Source organism: Clostridium pasteurianum BC1 (assembly GCF_000389635.1).
GTDB lineage: Bacteria > Bacillota > Clostridia > Clostridiales > Clostridiaceae > Clostridium_I > Clostridium_I pasteurianum_A.
Genome location: NC_021182.1, coordinates 1,850,585 through 1,873,425, shown reverse-complemented (window position 1 = coordinate 1,873,425; position 22,841 = coordinate 1,850,585). Strand labels below are relative to the sequence as shown.

The 22,841-nt window shown below is 31.7% G+C and carries 19 protein-coding genes; 10 read left to right on the top strand and 9 right to left on the bottom strand.

The window, feature by feature from the left end; all coding sequences use genetic code 11:
* Window positions 1–17 precede the first annotated feature (17 nt).
* Window positions 18–2,387 (bottom strand): glycosyltransferase family 39 protein, encoded by a 2,370-nt coding sequence (locus CLOPA_RS08665; protein WP_015615048.1) that lies wholly within the window; start codon window positions 2,385–2,387, stop codon window positions 18–20.
* Window positions 2,388–2,838: 451 nt separating this feature from the next.
* Here CLOPA_RS08665 and CLOPA_RS08660 point away from each other — a divergent pair, with 451 nt between their 5' ends.
* Both CLOPA_RS08660 and CLOPA_RS08655 read left to right on the top strand, forming a co-directional pair.
* Window positions 2,839–4,521 carry a glycosyltransferase family 39 protein gene (locus CLOPA_RS08660; RefSeq protein ID WP_015615047.1) on the top strand — a complete coding sequence of 561 codons (1,683 nt, stop codon included), beginning with the start codon at window positions 2,839–2,841 and terminating at the stop codon, window positions 4,519–4,521.
* Between the two features lie 94 nt (window positions 4,522–4,615).
* On the top strand, window positions 4,616–5,005 hold the full coding sequence (locus tag CLOPA_RS08655; protein WP_015615046.1) for a DUF6941 family protein: 390 nt from the start codon (window positions 4,616–4,618) through the stop codon (window positions 5,003–5,005).
* A 508-nt stretch (window positions 5,006–5,513) separates the two neighbouring features.
* Here CLOPA_RS08655 and CLOPA_RS08645 read toward each other — a convergent pair.
* From CLOPA_RS08645 to CLOPA_RS08625, 5 genes are all read right to left on the bottom strand, one after another.
* The gene (locus tag CLOPA_RS08645) at window positions 5,514–8,276 is read right to left on the bottom strand and encodes a cation-translocating P-type ATPase (protein WP_015615045.1); all 2,763 of its coding nucleotides are present in this window, start codon (window positions 8,274–8,276) and stop codon (window positions 5,514–5,516) included.
* Window positions 8,277–8,516: 240 nt separating this feature from the next.
* Window positions 8,517–9,812, bottom strand: coding sequence for a chromate efflux transporter (chrA, locus tag CLOPA_RS08640; protein ID WP_015615044.1), 1,296 nt, complete (start codon window positions 9,810–9,812; stop codon window positions 8,517–8,519).
* Window positions 9,813–10,178: 366 nt separating this feature from the next.
* Window positions 10,179–10,751, bottom strand: a complete 573-nt coding sequence (locus CLOPA_RS08635) for a class I SAM-dependent methyltransferase (RefSeq protein ID WP_015615043.1) — start codon at window positions 10,749–10,751, stop codon at window positions 10,179–10,181.
* Complete coding sequence (locus CLOPA_RS08630) at window positions 10,741–11,223, bottom strand: C-GCAxxG-C-C family protein (protein ID WP_015615042.1); 483 nt, start codon at window positions 11,221–11,223, stop codon at window positions 10,741–10,743. Before CLOPA_RS08630 ends, CLOPA_RS08635 begins: the two co-directional genes overlap by 11 nt.
* A gap of 462 nt (window positions 11,224–11,685) precedes the next feature.
* On the bottom strand, window positions 11,686–12,858 hold the full coding sequence (locus CLOPA_RS08625) for a macrolide family glycosyltransferase (RefSeq protein ID WP_015615041.1): 1,173 nt from the start codon (window positions 12,856–12,858) through the stop codon (window positions 11,686–11,688).
* A gap of 127 nt (window positions 12,859–12,985) precedes the next feature.
* Here CLOPA_RS08625 and CLOPA_RS08620 point away from each other — a divergent pair, with 127 nt between their 5' ends.
* Window positions 12,986–13,609, top strand: coding sequence for a TetR/AcrR family transcriptional regulator (locus CLOPA_RS08620; RefSeq protein WP_041710849.1), 624 nt, complete (start codon window positions 12,986–12,988; stop codon window positions 13,607–13,609).
* A gap of 319 nt (window positions 13,610–13,928) precedes the next feature.
* On the opposite strand, the gene CLOPA_RS08615 is transcribed toward CLOPA_RS08620, so the two are convergent.
* A complete protein-coding gene (locus CLOPA_RS08615; protein WP_015615039.1) occupies window positions 13,929–14,201 on the bottom strand; it encodes a hypothetical protein in 273 nt (90 codons plus the stop codon).
* Window positions 14,202–14,657: 456 nt separating this feature from the next.
* Here CLOPA_RS08615 and CLOPA_RS24965 point away from each other — a divergent pair, with 456 nt between their 5' ends.
* The 4 genes from CLOPA_RS24965 to CLOPA_RS08600 all read left to right on the top strand — a co-directional run bounded on the left by CLOPA_RS24965 (window position 14,658) and on the right by CLOPA_RS08600 (window position 17,569).
* A complete protein-coding gene (locus tag CLOPA_RS24965; RefSeq protein WP_155241890.1) occupies window positions 14,658–14,855 on the top strand; it encodes a hypothetical protein in 198 nt (65 codons plus the stop codon).
* A 3-nt stretch (window positions 14,856–14,858) separates the two neighbouring features.
* Complete coding sequence (locus CLOPA_RS08610) at window positions 14,859–15,077, top strand: hypothetical protein (protein WP_015615038.1); 219 nt, start codon at window positions 14,859–14,861, stop codon at window positions 15,075–15,077.
* A gap of 22 nt (window positions 15,078–15,099) precedes the next feature.
* A complete protein-coding gene (locus CLOPA_RS08605) occupies window positions 15,100–16,848 on the top strand; it encodes an AMP-binding protein (protein ID WP_242834323.1) in 1,749 nt (582 codons plus the stop codon).
* A gap of 229 nt (window positions 16,849–17,077) precedes the next feature.
* Window positions 17,078–17,569: an NAD(P)H-dependent oxidoreductase gene (locus CLOPA_RS08600; protein ID WP_080648297.1), complete on the top strand. Its 492-nt coding sequence runs from the start codon at window positions 17,078–17,080 to the stop codon at window positions 17,567–17,569.
* Window positions 17,570–17,817: 248 nt separating this feature from the next.
* Here the strand turns inward: CLOPA_RS08600 and CLOPA_RS23675 are convergent, their stop codons facing one another.
* Together CLOPA_RS23675 and CLOPA_RS08590 are read right to left on the bottom strand one after the other, a co-directional pair.
* Complete coding sequence (locus tag CLOPA_RS23675) at window positions 17,818–19,440, bottom strand: Ig-like domain-containing protein (protein ID WP_015615037.1); 1,623 nt, start codon at window positions 19,438–19,440, stop codon at window positions 17,818–17,820.
* A gap of 33 nt (window positions 19,441–19,473) precedes the next feature.
* Window positions 19,474–19,686: a hypothetical protein gene (locus CLOPA_RS08590; protein WP_041710847.1), complete on the bottom strand. Its 213-nt coding sequence runs from the start codon at window positions 19,684–19,686 to the stop codon at window positions 19,474–19,476.
* A gap of 181 nt (window positions 19,687–19,867) precedes the next feature.
* Between CLOPA_RS08590 and CLOPA_RS08585 the strand changes: the two genes are divergently transcribed.
* The 3 genes from CLOPA_RS08585 to ltrA all read left to right on the top strand — a co-directional run bounded on the left by CLOPA_RS08585 (window position 19,868) and on the right by ltrA (window position 22,807).
* Complete coding sequence (locus tag CLOPA_RS08585) at window positions 19,868–20,146, top strand: transposase (RefSeq protein ID WP_015615036.1); 279 nt, start codon at window positions 19,868–19,870, stop codon at window positions 20,144–20,146.
* Window positions 20,101–20,724, top strand: a complete 624-nt coding sequence (locus tag CLOPA_RS08580; RefSeq protein ID WP_155241888.1) for an IS3 family transposase — start codon at window positions 20,101–20,103, stop codon at window positions 20,722–20,724. The genes CLOPA_RS08585 and CLOPA_RS08580 overlap by 46 nt, the downstream gene beginning before the upstream one ends.
* Window positions 20,725–21,268: 544 nt before the next feature.
* Window positions 21,269–22,807: a group II intron reverse transcriptase/maturase gene (gene ltrA, locus CLOPA_RS08575; protein WP_015615034.1), complete on the top strand. Its 1,539-nt coding sequence runs from the start codon at window positions 21,269–21,271 to the stop codon at window positions 22,805–22,807.
* The last annotated feature ends 34 nt before the right edge of the window (window positions 22,808–22,841 follow it).

Here is a 22,841-nt window from a genome sequence, read left to right as displayed (position 1 = left end):
ATATCCTAACAACTATATTAATTATTGGAGTCAGTATATGATTTTAAATCATAAAGTTGCTGTGATAAATTTCCACCTCTCCTATTATCCATAGCATTACTCTCTTCATTCCCAGCAGCCTCATTATTTTCAGTAGTATTTGTATTATCCACTGATGCCTGTGAATTAGTTGTACTTGATATATTATTGTCTGCATTTGTTTGCGCTCTACTTGAGTCACTATATTCACTTGAAGAAACAAGTTTACCATTTTGTTTAACCCAATTCATTATTTCGCTGCTTCCATTACCCTGCCCCATGCCACCTACCATTACGTACCTTACTTCTCCATTAACAACCAGTTTCTTGAATTGCTCCAAAGTAATTGCCTTATTATTGCCAAGGAAACCACCAAGTGACATTACAGGTTCCCCTGTGTTGATTATTATATCCGCCGCGGAATTAGAATTTGAAACCACAAGCAAATACTTTTGCTTAGCTGTTTTATTTTTCTGTAAAAGTTCTATAAGCTTCGTATCTCCATTAGAAGCTGTCATACCTTGGCCTTGAAAACCGCCAGCACCTGGTCCCTGCTGATTATTACTTGATAACAGTTCTAAACCCGCTGCTGGAAAAGATCCATTCAATTTAGTAGTTAAAACAGCAGAAGATCCAACAAAGGGAGTTATTAAAAGACCAACTATGGATAATGATACCAGAGTTTTCTTTAAATTAAATCTATTGTTCAGACTCCAATTTTTTTCCCTTTCCTCAATATTTACTTTTTCTTTATTTAATACATTCAACATACTAAGTATTATAGCTGGTATAATACTTAAAATCGATACTAATATTATTAATATTTTTATAATATTAGATGAATTAATGAAATAGTATAACATAAGTAAGTGAACTGCGCCATTAACTATCAAGGCTACTGGTAAGAACCAAGCTTTCCGTCCGCCCTCTTTATACAGCTTCCACATAGAAGTAATTCCTATTCCCGCTAAAGCCGCTATTGGTGGTGCTAACATTGTTAAATAATAGGAATGGAATGTTCCTTTATTAAAGCTGAAATATATGAATTCTGGTAAAAACCAAAGGAACCACAATGCTAAAGACTGCTTCCTCTTATTATCCAGTTTAAATTTTAACTTTTCCCTAATAGCTGCTGCTATAAATCCTATTACAGCTAATGGTATAAACCAAACTATCTGATCTGAAAGTATGTTTTTAGAAAATAGTCTTGTAAGACCTGAGGCTGTTTCTCCACCAAAAGCACCTTGAAGTTGTGATGAACCTCCTCCTGATGATCCTCTTCCCTGTTCACCACCATTGGGGCCACCTCCAAATCCTCCTGGATTTTGTCCATTTCCTGTCCCACCATTAAATCCGCCAAAATTGCCGTTATTGCCTTCATTCTGACTCTGGCTAGTGTCAGTCTGACTATTGTCACTTTGACCTGAGGAACTTGTACTGCTTCCATTGCCACTTGGTGGATTTCCCGGCATGTCCTTAAAATTTCCATTAAATCCACCTCTCTGAGAACCTCCATCTGATTGACCTTGTCTCGGCATCCCTCCTGGAGCACCTCCTCCACCATTGCCATTATCAGAACTGCTGAGAGAAAATCTTTCAGCTCCATTATGACCAATTATAAGTTCCAGTACAGTATTATTTGTACTGCTGTCTATATAAGGTCTACTGGAGGTAGGTACGGAATCAACCACCATTGCCCAGGACAGTGAAACTGCTAACAGTACAACGGTTCCAGCTACAATATTAATAATCCTTCTCTTTATGGAAATTGTAGTAGCTAGAAGATATGTTATATATATAGCTGGGACTACAAGATAAGCCTGAAGCATCTTTACATTAAATCCTACACCTACAAGTATCATACTTAATATGATATATTTAAACTTCCCCTTTTCTGCTGCAATGGAAAGCATCCAACATGCCAATAATAAAAACAGTATAAGTATATTGTCTATGGTATTATTTCTACTAACTGCTACAAAAACAGGTGTTATGGCAAGAAATAACGCTGAAATTAATCCCGCTATGCTTCCAAAGGCTCTTTTAACAATTTTGTATATCAATATAACCGATATTACGCTTGCTAATGCTGACGGAAGCAATATGCTTACTCCATTAAATCCAAATATCTTAGCAGATATTGCCTGAAACCAAAAACCCACAGGAGGCTTATCAATAGTTACAAAGCCAGCTGGATCAAAAGCTACAAAGAAGAAATTTTTAAGGCTCATGGTCATACTCTTTACAGCTGAAGTATAGTAAGAATTACTATATCCTTCTATACCTAAGTTAACAAAATTCAATATGGCAGATATTAATATAATTACTATTAGTGCAATTGTTTCTTTCGTAAATTTTATTTTTTTCATTTAATATTTTCCCTTCCTTCTTATATACTATAAGTAACAATTATTTTTACAAGGCATAATCATCAATGAATCTTACTGAGTGGGAGTTTGTTTCTCCCACTCAGTTTAGATGAATTATCTAGGGACGTGCCGCTGTTATCCCCCCCTTAAAGAAAAGCAGAGAACCAAAATCTTTAATTTTGTGTGAATCGCTTTCACAGAGTGCGGCGGAAATGTTACAGCGGCTAGTCATCATATAAAAATATCCATCAATGTTTAATACACATTTCTCATCTAATGCCTATGTGAAAATTATACTTAAGTTTTACTGGATAAATATCAAAAGTTTATGTGAACTTTATGTGATTAAAATTTAAAAAATGTATCACACAAAATTCACATAAATTTTTCATACTAATTCAATAATTTCTGTCTATACTTATTAATAGGAATTATATAAGGAGGCCTCATCATGAAATTCATCAAAAATAACTTATTAAAAATAGTTATAGTACTCATAACTATTTTATTAGGATGCTTATGTATTTACGCCATATTAAATTATGGTAATACTGCTTCCAATACATTCGGACAAAATTCTAGATTTACTAGTTCCTTTAAAAGAGATAATAATTTTAAAAACTATCAGGATATAAATAATTCAAAAAATCAAGCCAATGCAGAATATCAAAAAAATCAACCTAATATAGCTGATTCAAGAACACAGCCTAATGGGGAAAATTTCAAACCACCAAGAGGAGAATTTAATACATCCCATACTGGTAATAACCAATATGGGAATCCCAGAAATGGAAATATGAATAGTGCCTATGGAAATAACAATAATTTAAATAGTAAATATTCTCCTGTATTTATAGCTTATTGTATATTGTTTTTTATATTATTTGTATCAGCATATCTAATTTTAGTTCGTAAGAAAGTAAAATTTAAAAATTCAGATGTTTGTACACTTATATCAGGTACAATTGTAATAGGTATTCTATTGCGTATTTATTTTGGATTACTTATAGATGGACAACCTTTTGATATTAATCTATATAAAAGATGGGCCACTCTAGCTGCAAATAATCTTCTCACAGTATATGGCAATGGCTCTTCAATAGATTATCCACCTGTATATATTTACATTTTATCTATAATCGGAAAGCTTGCCAGCATGCCTGTGCTTAGTAAATATTATTATCTGCTGCTTAAAATACCTTCTATAATTGCAGACATTTTATCTGCTTATTTCATATATAAAACAGCAAACAAACGTATCTCAAAAGAACTTGCCATACTATTAAGTACTTTTTACATCTTTAATCCAGCTGTTTTAATAAACTCAACTCTTTGGGGACAGACAGATTCACTCTTTGCTTTTATAGTTATACTTTCAGTATTCTTATTGTCTGAAAATAGGCTTATATTTTCCTCCATTTTATTTACAGTGGCAGTACTCATGAAGCCCCAGGGAATAATACTTCTTCCCCTTCTTCTGTTTGAACTTATAAGAAGAAAAAATTTAAAAAGTATTTTATATTGTGTATTACCAGCATTAATAACCGCATTAATTATCATATTGCCATTTTCTATAAGCAACGGAAATGTAATCTGGATTTTTAATCTTTACAAAAATACCATAGGGGAATATCCTTATGCTTCTGATAACGCCTTTAATTTTTTTGGTTTAATTGGAGCAAATATGACTAAGGATACAACAACTATGTTTATATTCAGTTACCACACCTGGGGGATGTTTTTCATTGTACTCATTACACTTTTCTCAGGTTTTGTATATATAAAAGCTAAAAATGGATCTTATGTATACATTGCGGCCCTCATTCAAGTTGTAGGTGTTTTTAATTTTTCTGTAGGAATGCATGAAAGATATATGTTTGCAGCTGTTATTATTTCAATTTTAGCATATATATATGCTGAAGATAAAAGATTACTATTATTATCTGCTTTATTTACTTTAATAATTTATATAAATACTCATGTAGTTTTATTCAATCAGTTTAATGGTTTAAACTCGATTTTATATAATGCAATAACTATATTTACTTCGCTTTTAAATGTACTAACCTTTCTGTATCTTTTAAAGCTCTCTGTAGATGTTGTAAGAACTAGTAATCAGCTGGAGTCTATCTGAAAATAACTTTATAATATTTTGTATAAATGTATTATAATAATATAAAACAAAGTTATAATTCAAATTTTTATAATATGGATTGGGAGCGATGTCAATGGAAGTACAAGGTGCATTTTTCTGTGATTCAGCTTATATGGATCAGACTACAGGTAAAATGAATGTAGTAGGTATTTATAATGAAATTGGTTCAAAATATTTTCCAACTCATTTAAAAATAACTTCCTTTGTTGTGCTTCTTGAAAAATCAATTTTTGAAGATCCACCAAAGGAAATACATGTAGACTTTATTGATGAGGACGGAAGAAAGTTTTATGCTTCAGAAACCTATACTTTTGAAGATAATTCAAAACCAGATAAAAATAAAATTTATAGGCTAACTAATTTAACCTTTAATACACTTGGGGTATATGCTGCTAATATATTTGTTGATGGAAATTTTATAAAATCAGCAAAATTAATAGTAAAAAAAGATTATGCTTTTTGAGTTTAGAATTCTTCAATGGAAAAAGGTACATTTAATAGGATGTACCTTTTTCCATTATCTATATTTTCAAATGATAATGGCTACACATATATTTATATAAGTCTACCAAGTTCATATGTTGAGCTTTTTTAGAATCATACTTCCCAATCTTAAATGCAAATTGTACAGAAGGGTCAATTGCCACTGCAAATAGAAATATGTGGCAATTCCCATAATTATAATGGCTGATATAAGCATTAGTATTTTACCTAACATACTTCCTGGTGTTTTTAATATTCCGATATTATTTATTAGATCAACAAAAATTCCAATAAAAATCATGTTAAATATACTTCCAATTCCAGGAATTACTCCTAGGAAAATTTATAACATTATTACACAAAAGCCTACAATCTGCGCTGTCTATCCCAAAGATAAAATGGAATGATTAACAATACCCATATGAAAAACATTATTAGCCTTTTATAATCATTAAAAATCGGCTCAAAAGAGAGTCTGTCACCTCCTTCTACCCCTTTATATTTTCTAATTTTTTACGTGAAATCAGCTTTCTTATTTCTTCTGCTCCAATTAAAATTGGTATAAAAGGTATATAAAACAACCAATAGGTAAAAGGTACCGGATACGTATCAAATATATTGTGCAAAAATGGTGTGTATATTAAAGCTGCAGTTAAAGCTAACTCAAAAATTACGCCTGCATTCAGAAGTTTATTAGTAAACATTCCTATACTAAACATTGATGCAACTTCTGTACGACAAGCAAACACATTTGCTACCTGCATAATTACAATTCCTAAAAAGCTCATAGTAGCTGCTTTTCTTGAAAGTAGATTGTCAGCCGTTAAAATCTGTCCCCAGTGCCATCCCCCATTATGCAATACCCAGAAATATCCTGCTAGAACTGCTGCTGAATTTATTAATCCAAGTAAAATATATCCTCTAAAGAATAATGAAAAATTCAAGAGTTTTTCCTTCGGTGATTTTGGAGGCCTGTCCATAATTCCAGGTTCTGGAAGTTCAACACCCAGGGCAAGCGCTGGCAATGTTTCAGTTCCAAGATCAATTGCTAGTATTTGCATTACTGTTATAGGGAGTGGTATATTAAACAGCGAAAACAGTATATATGGTATAGCTTCAGGAGTTAAATGAGCAAATATATAAGTTATGAACTTTCTAACATTATCATATACTGCTCTTCCTTCTTCTATAGCGTTTACTATGCTTGCAAAATTATCATCTGTTAATACCATTGTTGCAACTTCCCTTGCAACATCTGTGCCTGATTTTCCCATTGCTATACCTATATCAGCCCTCTTAAGGGCTGGGGAATCATTTACTCCATCACCAGTAACAGCAACTACCTCACCCATTTCTTTAAGAGCTGATACAACCTTCATCTTATGTTCAGGTGCGACCCTAGCAAAAATAATTTCTTTGTCCTTTAATTCATTTTTTAAATCTATATCTGATATTTTATCTAGCTCATTTCCTGTAATTATTCTTGGGTGAAGGCCTTTTATAATTCCTATTTTTCTTGCTATAGATTCTGCTGTTAAACCATAGTCTCCTGTAATCATTATTATTTTTATTCCTGCTTTTTGAGCATGTTTAACCGCTTTTTCTACTTCAGTTCTTGGTGGATCCATCATAGCTGTAAGCCCCACAAAAACCAAATCGTTTTCAGTATTATCTACTTTATAATCTTCATCCTTTTTATACATCCTTTTATAAGCCATTGCCAGAACTCTTAAACCTGCCTGGGCAAATTTATCATTTTGTTCTATAATTTTTTGAATGTCTTCTTTCTCTAATTTTTCGATTCTATCTTTTCCCTTAAAGATATGACTACAAACTGAAATAGTCTCTTTTGGTGCACCCTTTGTAAATACATAAACATCTTTTCCAGCATTATGCACAGAACTCATTCTCTTGCGTCTTGAATCAAAAGGCAGCTGAGAAATTATTGGATATTCTCTAAGGATATCTTCTCTAGTGAATCCGGCTTTTCCTGCTAATACAACAAGGGAACCTTCAGTTGGGTCACCAATTATGTTCCATGAAGGGTTATCACTAGAAGGTTTTACTATTCTGCTGTTATTGCAAATCAAACCTATCTTTAAAAGCAGTGACAAATCATCGGGAAAGCTTTTTTCGTCAACCTTATTCCCCTCTATTAAAAAATCTCCCTTTGGCTCATATCCTACGCCACTTACTGTATAATAATCATTAGGTGTCCATATTTCTCTAACTGTCATTTCATTCTGAGTCAATGTACCTGTTTTATCGGTACATATTACCGTTGCACCACCAAGTGTTTCAACACTTGACAACTTCTTTACTAGAGCATGTCTCTTTGCCATTCTCTGCACACCTATAGCAAGTGCCAGAGTCACAGTAGGAAGCAATCCCTCAGGTACATTTGCAGTAATTATACCTATTGCAAACATAAATGTGTCCACTAATGATCTTCCCATTATTAATCCAAGCAGAAAGAAAAACACTCCCATTACAAGTGAAAGATATGCTATAAATTTAGCAACTCTTGTCAACTGCTTTTGCAGCGGGCTTTGTTCTGCTTTTATGTTTTGTGTCAGTGACGCAATTTTCCCAAACTGCGTTTCCATACCTGTTGCATAAACAACTGCAGTGCCTGTACCAGATGCCACATTTGTCCCCATGAAAACTATATTAGGTGACTGAAGTAGGGTTACTTGACTTTCCAGAACAACATCTGAGCTTCTTCTTACAGGTTCCGATTCACCAGTTAAAGCAGCATTTATAGTTCTCATTTCAAATGCCTCGATAAGTCTTGCATCAGCAGGTACATGATCGCCTTCCTCCAAGTAAATCAAATCGCCAGGTACCAATTCCTTAGCAAGCATTTGCTGCTGATGTCCATCCCTAATTACCTTTACATAGGGTGGAAGCATCTTTTTAAGGCTTTCTGTAGCCTGTTCGGCTTTAAATTCCTGCCAAAAGCTAAATAGCGCATTTATTATTATTACCAATACTATTGACCATCCAAGCTGAGGCATACCTCCAACAAATGATAATATACTAGCAATCCAAAGCAGTATTGCTAATAGATGAGTAAAATTAGCTAAAAATCTGGATATAAGTGATGACTTTTTTACTTCTTTGATTTCATTATAACCATATTTCTGAATTTTTGATCTTGCCTCACTATTTGTTAGACCTTTAATCGAAGAATTCAATTCTTTAAATAAATCATCAACTGTTAATCTAAATATATTTTCTGTCTTCATCATAATTAACCTGTTATTTTCAGGTTATGCCTCCTTTCAATACTTTTGACATAGAATCCTCTCTTAATTATACACCTTTATTTAAATAAAATAATCATCGGTGATATTTAAAAATATAGGATATAAATTCATTCATAAAAAATAGATATAAATAATATTATTATTAAATATTTTTACTAAAAGCTATTGTCATTTCTAAAGGTTATTATTAAAAATATCATATATTTAGTTATTATACTATCGTTATTTTAAATAATAAATTATGAGATATAATATTGTACCACCTAATATTACTAACTTAGAGTCTAATTTGGTAAATTGCAGCATAATAAAGGATAATACAAACAATATTAAAGTATAAATATCAATAATGGCATGTCTTCCTGTATTTATTACTACTAATGTCATAATCCCTACAAAAGATGAAAGTAATCCACTTAATACGGAATTTGTCCAAGTATATTTCTTAATTTTTGTATAAATTCTAAAGGTGATTACTACAAAAAGAAAAGATGATGCATATATTGATAGAGTTCCGACTACCGCACCTATCAATCCCATAACCTTATATCCTATAAACGTAGCTGTAATAGTTACTGGTCCAGGTGTCATTTGGCCTAGTGCCACACCAACCATGAACTGATTAAGGTTTAGCCAATGATTAGTGTTAACAACTTCTTGCTGTATTAGTGGAATCATTGTAAAACCATTACCAAATGCCAATGTTCCAATCTTAAAAAATGTTCCTGCAATACTTAATAGTTCTTTATTAAAAGCAGTTAGAATAAAAAAAATTAAAATTGTGATACAAATTATTATGATATTTTTCCACTGTATTTTAGTTTTCTCAATTATGTATGTATTTTTCATATCCTCTGTACTTTTAGGAATAAGCATTATTCCCATCAGTGCTGAAATAAATAAGATAAAAAAAATGTTATTATATAATATAGAAATTATAAAAGCGGTGACAGCTATTATAATTGTTTGGATATTAGTAGTTGTTGTTCTAGCCAAATCACATACAGCATTTAATATAAGTGCAACAACTACAGCTCCAAGTCCTTTAAATAAAACATTTACAAATGCTATATTTTCATACTTAAAATATAGCAATGACAACACTAACATAATAAAAAATGGTGCAAAAATAAACCCTATGAAACTTGCTATGGCACCCAATAATCCCTTTAATTTATAACCGATATAAATAGCAAGAGAAACAAAGGTTGCTCCAGGTATTAGTTGTGCAAGTGCAAGTCCTTCAAGAAGTTCTTTTTCATTAATCCACTTTAACTTTTTTACAATATGTTTTTTTGTTTCTATTATCATGGAAGGACCAAAGGCTGTAAATCCTATCTTAAAGAATAACAAGAATATTTGCATTAAATTAATATCGCTATTAGTTTCTACGTAGTTCTTATCACTTGTGACTAAAGAAAGTTTTTTTATCTTTCCCGAATATTTTTTTATTTGTTCTTTACAAAATTCTTTATCTTTAAACGTTAGTTCGATATGTTGACAACCACAATTACACATATCTTTTTTCTCCTTTTATTATAACTAGTTTTTATTAATTATACTTAAGTATTATATAAAATCAAATTATCGGTTATCTTTAGTTATAATTACTTTTATTGATTAATGTTTGTTTTAATAATAGATTTCCGATTGGATTTATTTGATATACAAAGTGATTTTAGTTAAAACAAGATTAGAGTGATTTTATATATTAGTTTTGACTAGTTATATAAAAAATGTTAACAAATTATTAATTTTATTTACAGAAATAATACCAGTATATGTCGCTAAAAATAAAGTACAACAAAAAAAGCTAATTCAATGGTATCGGCACCTCTTTTAACCATTTCATAAGCCAAACTTTCATATTCTCTTATCCCTAATTTATTTTACAAACACCAAACCAAAATGATAAGGTGGAAGGTCAATCTGATTCTTCAAAGTAAATCCTACCTTTGAAGCCCATTCTATAATAGTTTCAGGTTTAGGTCTTATTTCCATTGATGGTCCTCTTGGAGTTTCTTCATATTTCCAATGTATAACCCCTATTTTGCCATTCTTGTTTAAAACATCATAAACGCTTTGAAGTAAATCTAATGGTTTTTCGCAATGGATAATATTAAATAATGTTATATAATCAATTTCAGCCTTATATTTTTTTAATTGTTCTATTGTGTCCTCTTTAGAAATATCACCGTTAATTAGGTGAACATTTGAAATGCTAGTATCTTGTATCTTATTCCCACAGACCTCTATCATTTTTTCATCAACATCTATTCCAATAACATTCCCACTTACAAGTTCAGTAGCTGGTAACAAAAACGTACCATAACCACATCCTATATCAATTAAAATTCTTATATTTTTGTCTACACCCATTTGTTTAAGAATGTCTACTGGATTAAAAAATGATTGCCATAGTTCTTCTATTGGCATTTCTGACTCTCTATACTTCATTTGAATTCTCCTTTTCTATGTACTTATTACCTGACTCCCTAATAATAATTTTAGCTACTTCCTTAGCAACCTCACCTGTAAATGAGACACATTGTGCCTTATGTTCAGATGAACCAATTTCCATTCCTTTTGTTAGTACTCTACAACATAAGCACTTATGACGATTTCTAAAAAATTCATGTAGTTCGTTAGAAAGAGCCTTTGCTTTCTCAACTTTCTTATCTTTAGCTTCAGTTCTTCCGAAAAAAAGTCCTAATGCCATGATTCCACCAGTAACAGCACCACACGTGCATCCAGAACCTCCAATACCTACTGCAAATCCTGATGCTGCTGCAATGATATCGTCAGGTATTGGTAACTCAAACTCATCTTTTATACTTTTAACGACGGATTCAGAACAGTAAAAATCTCCATTACGATGGTATCCTTCTGCTATATTTTTAATCCTTTCTACATCAACTTGTTTAGCCATTTAACTCATTCCCCTCATATTTTTGCATAATATTTTATAATTTCTCTATTTTACAAACATTTCATTACATTCAAAAAATAATACAGCAATAACAATTTCACATTCGCTGATTATATAAATTTTCTCTGATTAATTTTTAAAACAATTATTTATGTTACTGCTGCCTTATTCATATAATTCATATATATTTGGTGTGATTATAACATGACATTATTTTTTTATCAATAATTAAATTTTTTCAAATAAATTATTCGCAGTATATAGTCATAACTTACAGTATTGATAACAATAATAATATATAGAATCTGGTATACTTAATACATAATTTATACTACTATATTCCATAAATTTTTCTACCTCTTAAGCATTAAATATAAAAAACAAATGTAAGGAATTTTTATTATACATCTATTTTTTATATTTGATATTTAAAATTTTAAGCCAAAATACCTCTTTCTTTTTTTAATTTAAAAACTTTTCAATTTCTTCAGCTGCTTTTTTAGCTCCGCCTGCTTCTTGAATTTTCTGCTGCATGTCATACACCCGCTTCTTCAATTGCTTGTCCGTTGAAACTTGTTGAACAGATTTCTGTAAGACTTGAGCATTTACTTCATTTGGTAGAAAATGCTGCCCTAATCCTAATTCAGTTACCCGACGGGCGGTTATTTCTTGTTCAAACATTTGTGGAATAACAACCATTGGCACACCATAGTTCAACGCTTCCATAGTGCTGTTCATGCCACCATGAGTGATGAATAACTCTGTATATGGAAGAATTTCGATCTGTGGAACTTGCTGGCGAACAGTAAAGTTATTTGGAATCTCTCCCAAAGTTTCTGGATTAATCTTTGTCCCTATGGACATGATAACTTGCCATCTAGAATCACGAAAAGCTTCCATGCACATTTTATAAAATTCTGACCATGGGTTGAAAATAGTACCTAGTGAAATCAACATTACAGGATGATCATTATTCCCATCGATATACAGACTCTCATGATAGCTGCGTTTTCCGATAGACGGACCAACAAAAAGAAAGCGTTCATCAAAGGTATCACCTTTAGGCTGAAAAGCCCGAGGTAAAAAGGCAATATTTAATTTTTCAGAACCTAATAATTCCTGAACAGATAAACCTGCAATTCCTTCCTTCTCAGAAAAAACCTCAAGCATCGACGCCAATTCTTTTATTACTTCGTTAGGGAAATTAGATATTATTGATAAATGCTCATTCTGAGCATAGGAAGAAGATAGCTGTACTGAATCTATGCCGTGCTTTGCAGCAAACAATTTTCCGGCTAATGCCATAAAATCAAACAGAATTAAATCAGGAAGATCATCTTTATACAACTGCTCCAATTGTGAAAAAGTAGATATGGCTTCTTCAAGTATCATAATTGGGACATTTTTATCTCTCATTTTTACGTCTTCTATTATCTTTACATGATCTAATTGACTTAATTTGGAATGATAGAGAAAAGGAGTACCCCCTGACTCCCTAATAGCAGGCATAAATTCTTCAGTTGTTGGATAAGTCACTTCATAGCCTCTTTTAACGAGCTCTGATACAACGGCTAGTGTTGGATTAATATGTCCATAAGCAGAAACGTTAATCATTGCAATATGAGTTTTCTTCACTTTAATCAACCTCCATTTACAATTTACACTTGTACCAAGTGATGGAATAAATTATAGTATAAGTAAAAACAAAGTTCAATTAAAATGAGGACTTTATCCACGAAAATAGACAAAAGAGGTGAAAGTGTTGCATCAAAAAAATTTGGTAAATAAACAAGTTCAGCGGACAAGAGAATGGATTTTAGAGGCCTTACTTTTATTATTGGAGACAACACCCTACGATAAGATTAAAATTACCAACATTACAAAAAAAGCAGGAGTCGCCAGACAGACTTTCTACAGGAATTATAAAAGTAAAGATGATATTATTATCAAATATTTGGATTATATATTTAAAGAGCGTCTAGAAATAACAAAAAAAATACAGGGTAATAATCAGAATGATGTTCTTAATGATCTCCTCTTTGCACACTTGAAGAAGCATCGTGAGCCTTTACTAAAAATTATCAAAGCTGGGCCTTATTATTTAATACTTGAACGATTTGAGAAATTCATAAAATATTTAGTACATCTGTATAAAGAAGAACATACAACTATAGACAAATTAAACGAATTACATTATAAATATTCAATAAAGTATCAAATTGCAGGAGTTTCTACGATTATGGTAGACTGGCTTAGGAACGATATGCCCTTGTCTTTTGAAGAGATGAGAAAAATGATAAGCGAATTTGGAAAGTCATTTATAGAACAAGGCAATTATATGCCTGATATTTTATATAGCTTTGCGAATCAATTTGAGAATTTGTAACATATCTTGTGTATCTTACTACTCACTGGGAAAATAAAAAAATAAGCCAGTCTACAAACTCTGTAAACCGGCTTATGTAAGCTTTGGTAGCCCCAACGGGAATCGAACCCGTGATTTATTTTTATATATTTTTATTTTTCTGCACTTTCCTATAAATGTTGATATTACTAGCTTTACTTACTTCTACTTTCTAAACAAAACTATGGTTATCAGAACTTTTGTGGGAAAAGTGTGGGAAAATTTTAATAAGCTTATTGGTTGAATAAACTAACTTTTATATCTTATACTAAGTGTAAAATACTTAAGTGTATATATAAAACTAATACTTTATATAAGCATCTGTAACTTTAGCTACATAATCATCCATCCCCGAATTTGCTAAAACTATTATAGATTGCTTATTAGTCCCTGATATCTTCGCACAAAATTCCTCTGCTCCATTTATATTTAATTCTTCATGTCTTTTCACTTCTATTTCACTTCTATTAGCAACTCCGTAATCCTCAAGTATTCCTGCAATTCTATTTTCTACTTCACCTGTAGGACATTCAAGAATTTTAATTCTTTCGATCGCATCCTCTATTTTTGACATAAATTCATCTCCTAACAAAGATTCGTTTCATATTTATTATCCCCAGTTAATTATCTTTAATTCTTAACTGCCTTTATACTATCTAATCTTTGTAATAAATCAGACTCTTTTTAAATAATGTAAGAGAACCTTTCAATGAATTAAGTCATTGTTAATTTTATAATAATTATATCGATTAAAGTTAAATAAAGGTTATTAATTTGTAAATTCTATTGAATGATCTGATATGTAATTTATAATAAAAACTGGAACAAAAAAACTGGCAAATATTTGTAGTATAATAATATTGTTAATAAAATTAAAAAATAGCAAAAAAATATTGACATATAATTTATATTATTCTAAAATTTAGATAATTAATTAAATAATATAACATAAAATTTAATGATTGTTATATCATAAATTCAAATATCTATATTTTTAATAGTAATTCTGAAAACACTATTGCATAAAACATTGTTAAGTATACAGGTAGCATTTTTACATGAAAACATTAGAATTAATTCTGAAAAAGCATTTTTAGCAGCACTAGCAAGGCTATATACTCTTAGAGCAGCATATAATCCTAGAAATCTTTATCTAGGAAATATAATCAAATTTCCGCTGCCAACCTATTCTTTCGAAAATACAGAATATAAAGTATCTTTTGTGTAAGATATGAATAAATATGATAAATCAGATGAAATAAGAAGCAAAACAATTATTACTGAAATGAATTCAAACAACGTTATAAGACTTGATGATACCTTTGCTACACAGTATATTAATTCATCTGGATTAGTGAAAATTACTAATAGTTCATACTTAAGCAAGAGCGAAAGACAGGCTTCTTACGAGAAACTTAGTTTTAATTTTTTTTCAAATAAATTAATGTAAGGAAGTGTAGAATTTGAATAATGTGTTTACCCTAGCTGAAAGCTTAATTAAATCAGCTGAAAGTAGTTTCAAAAGAGGAGTTTTTCTTATAAAAGGAGAAAATCAGGAGAAATATATTTCCTATAAGGATATATATAATAAGGCTGTACAGGTTTTATATAATCTTCAGGCTTGTGGATTAAAACCAGGTGATGAACTGATATTACAAATAAAAGAGGATGAAAATGAGCAGTTTATTTACACTTTTTGGGCATGTATATTGGGAAAAATAATCCCTGTTCCTGTTAGTGTAACCTATAAGGAAAACAGATCAAAGGTTTTAAAAATATTTAGTCAGCTAAAAAGTCCTAAAATAATTATAGATGAAAAATGTTTAAAAAGCATAGATAATTATGCAAAAGATACGAGTTTTGAGAAAGTGTTTAAATGCTTAAAGGATAATTCTATTTCTATGGAGGAAGTAATAAAAGAGGAAGGAATCGGGGTAGTACAAGATATTAAACCTGAGGATATCGCATTTATACAATTTTCATCTGGTACTACTGGAGATTCCAAAGGAGTAGTTTTAACTCATAAAAATTTATTGACTAATATAGTAGACATTATTAAAGGGTTTAAGGGCAACGATGAAGATGTAACTTTGAGTTGGATGCCTTTAGCCCATGATATGGGTATTATAGGTTTTCATCTTATGCCATTGGTTCTCAATGTTGATCAATGCTTAATGCCAACTACATTATTCATAAGAAATCCGGTTTTGTGGATAAAGAAAGTTAACGAGCACAGAGCCACAATTATAGCAGCTTCTAACTTTGGATTTAGATATTTCTTAGATAATTTAAAGGATAAAGAATATCCTGAATGGGATTTAAGCTGTGTAAGAAAGGTATTTAATGGAGCTGAGCCTATTTCAGTGGATATAATCAATGAATTTTTAAATAAATTAAGCAGATATAATTTAAAAAGAGTTGCTATGTATCCTGTCTATGGTATGGCAGATGCCAGTTTAGCTGTGGCATTTCCACCTGCCGATGAAGAATTTTCATGTGTATATGTGAGAAGGGATTCTTTGGGTGTGGGTCAAGATATCATTGAGTTAAAAAAGGATGAAGATTCTGAGTTAGTCATGGAATTAGTGGTTGAAGGATACAGCGTAAGAAACTGTACTATCAGAATAGTTGATGATAATGGAAATGCTTTAGATGAAGGCAAGCTTGGTCATATTCAAATTAGTGGAGGCAATGTTACAGGTGAGTATTACAATAATCCAGAGCTTACGAAAAAAATAATAGATAAAGATGGATGGCTTAGCACTGGTGATTTAGGTTTTATAAAAAACAGAAGAATAGTTGTCATAGGGAGAGCAACAGATATAATTCGAATTAATGGTATAACTTACTATCCACATTATATTGAAAAGAAATGTGAAAAGATAGAAGGAATTGTCAGTGGAAGAATAGTTGTCTGTGGATTAAAGGATAAAGTAATTGAAAAAGAAAAATTGATTATATTTTTACGCTTTAAAAAGAAAATTGAAGATTTCTTAGCTCTTGCTGAAGATGTAAAAGAAATAATAAAGGAACAAGTTGGTATAAATGTAGATGAAATAATTCCCATAAGATCTATTCCTAAGACTACCAGCGGCAAAATACAAAGGTTTAAGCTAGTCGAAATGTACAAGAAGGGTGAATTTAATGATATTATTGACAGCATTTCTGCTATACTCAGCACAAAAACATTAGAGGAAGTTAGTGCTACTAAAGATTCATAAATATCATACTAAAAATGGGTAGTTCCAGCTGCCCATTTTTATTATAAAGCTGAAATATAATTATCAGGAGAAGAAAAAATGTTTTCAATCTATGGTGTCAATATAAAAGAGTTTAAGGATTTAACTTTTAACTCATAAATTTCATTTATTGTTTTGATTTTTGAATAGTTTATCATCTAACTTTTTAAACCATGATATACCTCTGTAATTGTAGTTATCGGGGTCTTTCATCAGTTCGTCTGCATCATTAATAGAGTACCCACCAATTACAGGAAATGATGAAATAAGTCCAATTCTAAAAAAAATTAAGAACGCAGATGCTATAATTCTTGGTTCGCCAATTTATTTAGGATCAATTACAGGTGAAATGAAATCTTTTATGGAACGATTAATTTTTCCATATCTAGTTTATGATGAAAATTATTCTTCGCTTTTTCCTAAAAGAATTTCAGTAGGATTAATTTATACATTTAGAGTTAATGAACAAAAATTGGAACAAACAAAATGGAAAGAATCCCTTAAATATAATGAATTTTTAGTGGAAAGATTTTTCGGAAAAGCAGAATCACTTTTTGTAACTGATACTTATCAATTTGATGATTATTCAAAATATGTTGCAACAGCTTTTAATGTTAATGAAAAGGCAAAGCGTAAGAAAGAAGTATTTCCACAAGATTGTAAGAAGGCATTTGAATTAGGCAAACGACTAGTTCAAGTGTAATATATTAATTATAAATATTTAGAAATGATTTTTGTACGTAATTTTCTTATTAGACGAGCTAAAGGAACCCGTTATAATTAATTATAGACGTTCCTTTTAATCTTTATTATAATTTCAACATTATTCTTTAACAGAACCTAAAATTAAAGTTTAAAACAGAAAAAATAAGAGTAAAGCCTTTTATATTAAGACTTTGCTCTTATTTATCCAATTCAACTTAATTGGCATTGTGTTCAATTCAATATATTCTATTTAACTGTAAAATCACCACTGCTTAGATCTGTTGTATTATTTGTTCTATAAGGAGGATTTGATTCTGTATTATTTATTAGTATGCTATTGCCTGCAACATCAGTTAACAGTATACCATCAACTTTCCATAGTCCTACAGCATCATATTGTCCTATAGAGATATACCCGCTATAGGTACCATTGCTATTTTTAGATAAAATCACAACCTTTCTTGCATTTCCTGATGGTGGATCATAATATATAGTAATAGGACCTGAAATGGAACCTTCCGCATTTAATGTTACGGTTATCATATCTCCACTAGTAACTGTGCTTTTATCTACACTTATACTTTTTACTGTTGGTGTTGTTATATTTTGTACTGTCCCTTTAATTGTAAAATCACCACTGCTTAGATCTGTTGTATTATTTGTTCTATAAGGAGGATTTGATTCTGTATTATTTATTAGTATGCTATTGCCTGCAACATCAGTTAACAGTATACCATCAACTTTCCATAATCCTACAGCATCATATTGTCCTATAGAGATATACCCGCTATAGGTACCATTGCTATTTTTAGATAAAATCACAACCTTTCTTGCATTTCCTGATGGTGGATCATAATATATAGTAATAGGACCTGAAATGGAACCTTCCGCATTTAATGTTACGGTTATCATATCTCCACTAGTAACTGTGCTTTTATCTACACTTATACTTTTTACTGTTGGTGTTGTTATATTTTGATTATTTACAGTTACTGTACAGCTTGCAGTTTTACTTCCATCTACTGTTGTTACTGTAATTGCTGCTGTACCAGCACTTACTGCTGTTACTTTTCCTGTAGCATCTACTGTTGCAATAGCATTATTTGAGGATGTCCATGTTACAGCTTGATTTGTAGCATTATCTGGAGCTACTGTTGCTGTTAAAGTATCTGTTCCACCTACTGTTAGTGTATCGGTAGCCTTGTTTAGAGTTACTGATGTTACAGGAATATTTACAGTTACAGTACAACTTGCTGTTTTACTTCCATCTACTGTAGTCACTGTGATAGTAGCAGTACCTGCATCTACTGCAGTTACTTTTCCTGTATTGTCTACTGTTGCTACATTAGTATCAGAAGATGACCATGTTACTGCCTTGTTTGTAGCATTATCTGGAGCTACTGTTGCAGTTAATGTATCTGTACTTCCTACTGTTAGAATATCTGTAGTCTTGTTTAGAGTTACTGATGTTACAGGAGTATTTACAGTTACAGTACAAGAAGCCTTCTTGTTTCCAAGAGTTGCAGTAATAGTAGCAGTACCTGCACTTACTGCTGTTACTTTTCCTGTACTGTCTACTGTTGTTACATTAATATTAGAAGATGTCCATTTTACAGCATTATTAATATCACTATTAGTAGCATTACCTGGAGTTACTAATAATGCTGTTAGAGTATCTGTTCCTCCTACTGGTAATGTATCTGAGGTCTCGCTTAGACTTAATGATGTCGGGTTATTAATGGGTAAGTTATCTGCATAAACATTGTTATCATAAATAAATTGATTAACATTGAAATTTGAAATAGGAAAAATACTGACAATAAATAAGATACTAATAAGTAAACTAATTTTTTTCTTTATATTTTTCATTTAACCCCCTCCAGTATATTAAATCTTTTTATATTATAACACTTTACATGTATGGAATATATAATCAAAATAAATTTTTAAGTGATTTATTTTGTATTCCTGCCTTGCTCCTGCACTACAAAAAATAACTTTATTATAATAGAATAAATTAAAGCATTTTAAGATTCTAATTTCCTCATCACAAAGTGGTAATTCTGCTATCTGTTTAATCGATCCCTTTTTAGATTTTGCTGATAATACTAACATCACAGCTTCATACGTTTTTCCTTTTGCAGCATGTATGGTCTCTATACTAATATTTTCTTTAGGTTTTTCTTCAAAAAATGATCTTACACTTCTATCTTTATAATCAGTACACCCTGACCTATACCCGAATTACAGTACACATATGAGTTAGTTATAATAATCATATGGAGGGAAGGAAAAAATGTCAAGTAACGGTAATAGATATAATAGTGAGTTTAAAGCTGATGCAGTGAGATTAGTAACTAAAGAAGGAAGATCTGTACGCAGTGTTGCAAAGGATCTCGGCATAAGTGATCAGGCGGTAAGAAATTGGATTAATAAAGACAATAGAAAACATGATCCTGAGAAATCAAGAATTGATGAACTTAAGGAGAAACAGAAAAGAATTGATGATTTGGAGGATTCAGTTGATATATTAAAAAAAGCTGCTGCACTCTTTGTACAGGACAACCGAAAGTAATTTATAAATCTATTAAAGCCCAATGCTCTGTGCATTCGGTTGAAAAGATGTGCAAATTATTTCATGTGTCACGGAGCGGTTATTATAACTGGAAAAATGACTCAAAATGTAAAAGAAAACTCGAAAATGAAAAAATATTAAAAGTGGCCCAAAATAGTCATGATCAAAATAAAGGTATTTATGAACTTGATAAAATGCTGTCTGATGTAAGAGAGAAATTCCCTCATTGCAGCCGTAAAAGGCTATATAACATACAAAAACATAATAAATTATATTTAATAAGAAAGAGAAAATTTAAAGCAACTACTTACTCAAATCATAATCTTCCAGTAGCAAATAACCTATTAAATCAGAACTTCAATATAAATAAACCAAATACTGTTTGGGTTACCGATATATCCTATATTAGCACCCGTGAAGGGTGGTTATATCTTGCAGCGGTAAAAGACATATGCACTAAAGAAATAGTAGGATGGGCCACTGCTGACAACATGAAAACGTCACTATGTATAAAAGCACTTGATAATGCTATCAAACTATTCAAGCCTGCTGGATGGAGGACTCATACACCATTCTGACAGAGGGATACAGGTGCGACAAGAAGTCGCTTGATATATTGCCGCAAGGCTACCCCATCCATTCGGGGTAACTCTATTGTGACTAGCGTAGATGGTAACGTCTGGGTTAGAAAGCTCACAAGACAATGTGGAAATCCGAGAAGCCTAAAACTGGGATAACTGCTAGAGTAAGAAAGCTATGGAGAACGTAAAGTGAATCACTGTAGGAATCGTTACGCTGGAGAAAGCGAAATAGGCTGAAACGCTTCGACCAAAATGGTAAGGAGTCGAGCAAAGGTGAACTGTTAAACCAATGCGAATGGATGTGGCTCCTAAGGCTTTCACAATTATATATCGCGCGGAACTTGGTAAACCCTATATGCTCCTCACGAATAATGGGGTATCAAACCGTAAGGAAAAGAAACGGCATAGAGGGCAGAAGAGAAGGATAAAAAGCAAAAGCTACTTTTGTAATGAAAGAAGATAGGGGTTCAAACTTTGCCCTAACCCGAAAGGGTGCTGACTTATCCTATGGTATTTCTTGGCAGAAACGGAGGGTAAACTTATGAATTTTAGTAATTCAACGACGGATAAAACCGAGAGACTAAAAGACAAAAACACACTAACCAGTCAATGGGAATCAATTGACTGGTTGCAGGTACAAAAATATGTTAATAGGCTACAATCCAGAATTGCCAAGGCAACAGTGAAGGGTGACAAGAACAAGACCAAAAGATTACAATACTTACTAACACATTCATTCTATGCAAAAGCCTATGCAGTAAAAAAAGTAACATCTAATAAGGGAAAAAACACATCTGGTGTAGACAAAAAGCTATGGTCAACATCAGCTTCAAAAATAAAGGCGGTACTAACACTTACAGATAAACAATATAGAACAAAACCTCTTAAACGAGTTTACATTAAAAAGAAAGGCAAAAACAAGAAACGACCGCTGGGAATCCCTACAATGTATGACAGAGCCATGCAGACACTGTATGCACTTGCACTAGAACCAGTAGCTGAAGTTACTGGAGACCACATTTCTTTTGATTTTCGTAAAGGAAGAAGTGCTAAGGATGCTTGCGAACAGACATTCTGTGTACTGTCAAGAAAATGTTCTCCTACTTGGATATTAGAAGGAGATATCAAAGGCTGTTTTGATAACATCAACCATGATTGGTTACAAAAGAACATACCGATGGATAAAAGAATAATGAAGCAATTTTTAAAATCAGGATTCATATATGAGGGTAACCTATTTCCTACGGACACAGGTTCACCACAAGGCGGAGCTATCTCAAGTCTCTATGCAAATATGACATTAGACGGTCTTGAAAAATTAATTCAAGACAAATACCATCGAAACTCAAAGGGCAAAATAGAAAATCACTATCGAGCAAAAACCAAAGTAAATATGGTACGTTATGCTGATGACTTTATAATTACTGCAAATACAAAAGAAATAGCAGAAGAACTAAAAGATATCGTCAGTAAATTTCTCAAAAATCGTGGATTAAATCTATCCCAAGAGAAAACAACGATTACGCATATAGACTACGGCTTTGACTTTCTTGGCTGGACATTTCGAAAGTTCAAGGAAAAATTAATTGTCAAACCATCAGAAAACTCAATAAGAACCCTTATAAGAAAATGCGCTACTATTATTCTGAAAGAAGGAAAAGCACACAATCAATCCGAATTAATCCGAAGACTAAATCAAGTGATTAGAGGATGGACAAACTATCACAAACATGTTGTAGCAAGTAAAGTCTTTTCTTACATCAACAATACATTGTATCTTTTATTACAACAATGGGCAAAGCATCGACACCCCAACAAAAATAAATGGTGGAGACTGAACAAATATTGGCATGAAAAGAATGAGAAGAGATGGTTGTTCATGACGGATGAATACAGCCTTATAAATCTGAGAAGGATAAATATCATCCGACACCCTAAATTGCAGATTTCTAAAAATCCCTTTATACACAAAGAGTATTTTGAGAAAAGAAAAATGAAATTAAAATCACTGGCTGCCGCCAGAAATGGTGAAGAAATGCTTGAGCCGTATGAGCGGGAAACTCTCACGTACGGTTCTTAGACGAGGCAAAGGGAGCAATCCCTTTCCTTTAGTC

Excerpts from the sequence above, each read along its gene's own strand:
- CLOPA_RS08615 (WP_015615039.1), bottom strand. The coding sequence starts at position 14,201 with ATGTCAAAAATAGAGGATGCGATCGAAAGAATTAAAATTCTTGAATGT.
- CLOPA_RS23675 (WP_015615037.1), bottom strand. The coding sequence starts at position 19,440 with ATGAAAAATATAAAGAAAAAAATTAGTTTACTTATTAGTATCTTATTT.
- CLOPA_RS08610 (WP_015615038.1), top strand. The coding sequence starts at position 14,859 with ATGAATAAATATGATAAATCAGATGAAATAAGAAGCAAAACAATTATT.
- CLOPA_RS08635 (WP_015615043.1), bottom strand. The coding sequence starts at position 10,751 with ATGAAGTATAGAGAGTCAGAAATGCCAATAGAAGAACTATGGCAATCA.
- CLOPA_RS08585 (WP_015615036.1), top strand. The coding sequence starts at position 19,868 with ATGTCAAGTAACGGTAATAGATATAATAGTGAGTTTAAAGCTGATGCA.
- CLOPA_RS08655 (WP_015615046.1), top strand. The coding sequence starts at position 4,616 with ATGGAAGTACAAGGTGCATTTTTCTGTGATTCAGCTTATATGGATCAG.
- CLOPA_RS08660 (WP_015615047.1), top strand. The coding sequence starts at position 2,839 with ATGAAATTCATCAAAAATAACTTATTAAAAATAGTTATAGTACTCATA.
- chrA (WP_015615044.1), bottom strand. The coding sequence starts at position 9,812 with ATGTGTAATTGTGGTTGTCAACATATCGAACTAACGTTTAAAGATAAA.
- CLOPA_RS08645 (WP_015615045.1), bottom strand. The coding sequence starts at position 8,276 with ATGATGAAGACAGAAAATATATTTAGATTAACAGTTGATGATTTATTT.
- ltrA (WP_015615034.1), top strand. The coding sequence starts at position 21,269 with ATGAATTTTAGTAATTCAACGACGGATAAAACCGAGAGACTAAAAGAC.
- CLOPA_RS08665 (WP_015615048.1), bottom strand. The coding sequence starts at position 2,387 with ATGAAAAAAATAAAATTTACGAAAGAAACAATTGCACTAATAGTAATT.
- CLOPA_RS08590 (WP_041710847.1), bottom strand. The coding sequence starts at position 19,686 with ATGTTAGTATTATCAGCAAAATCTAAAAAGGGATCGATTAAACAGATA.
- CLOPA_RS08630 (WP_015615042.1), bottom strand. The coding sequence starts at position 11,223 with ATGGCTAAACAAGTTGATGTAGAAAGGATTAAAAATATAGCAGAAGGA.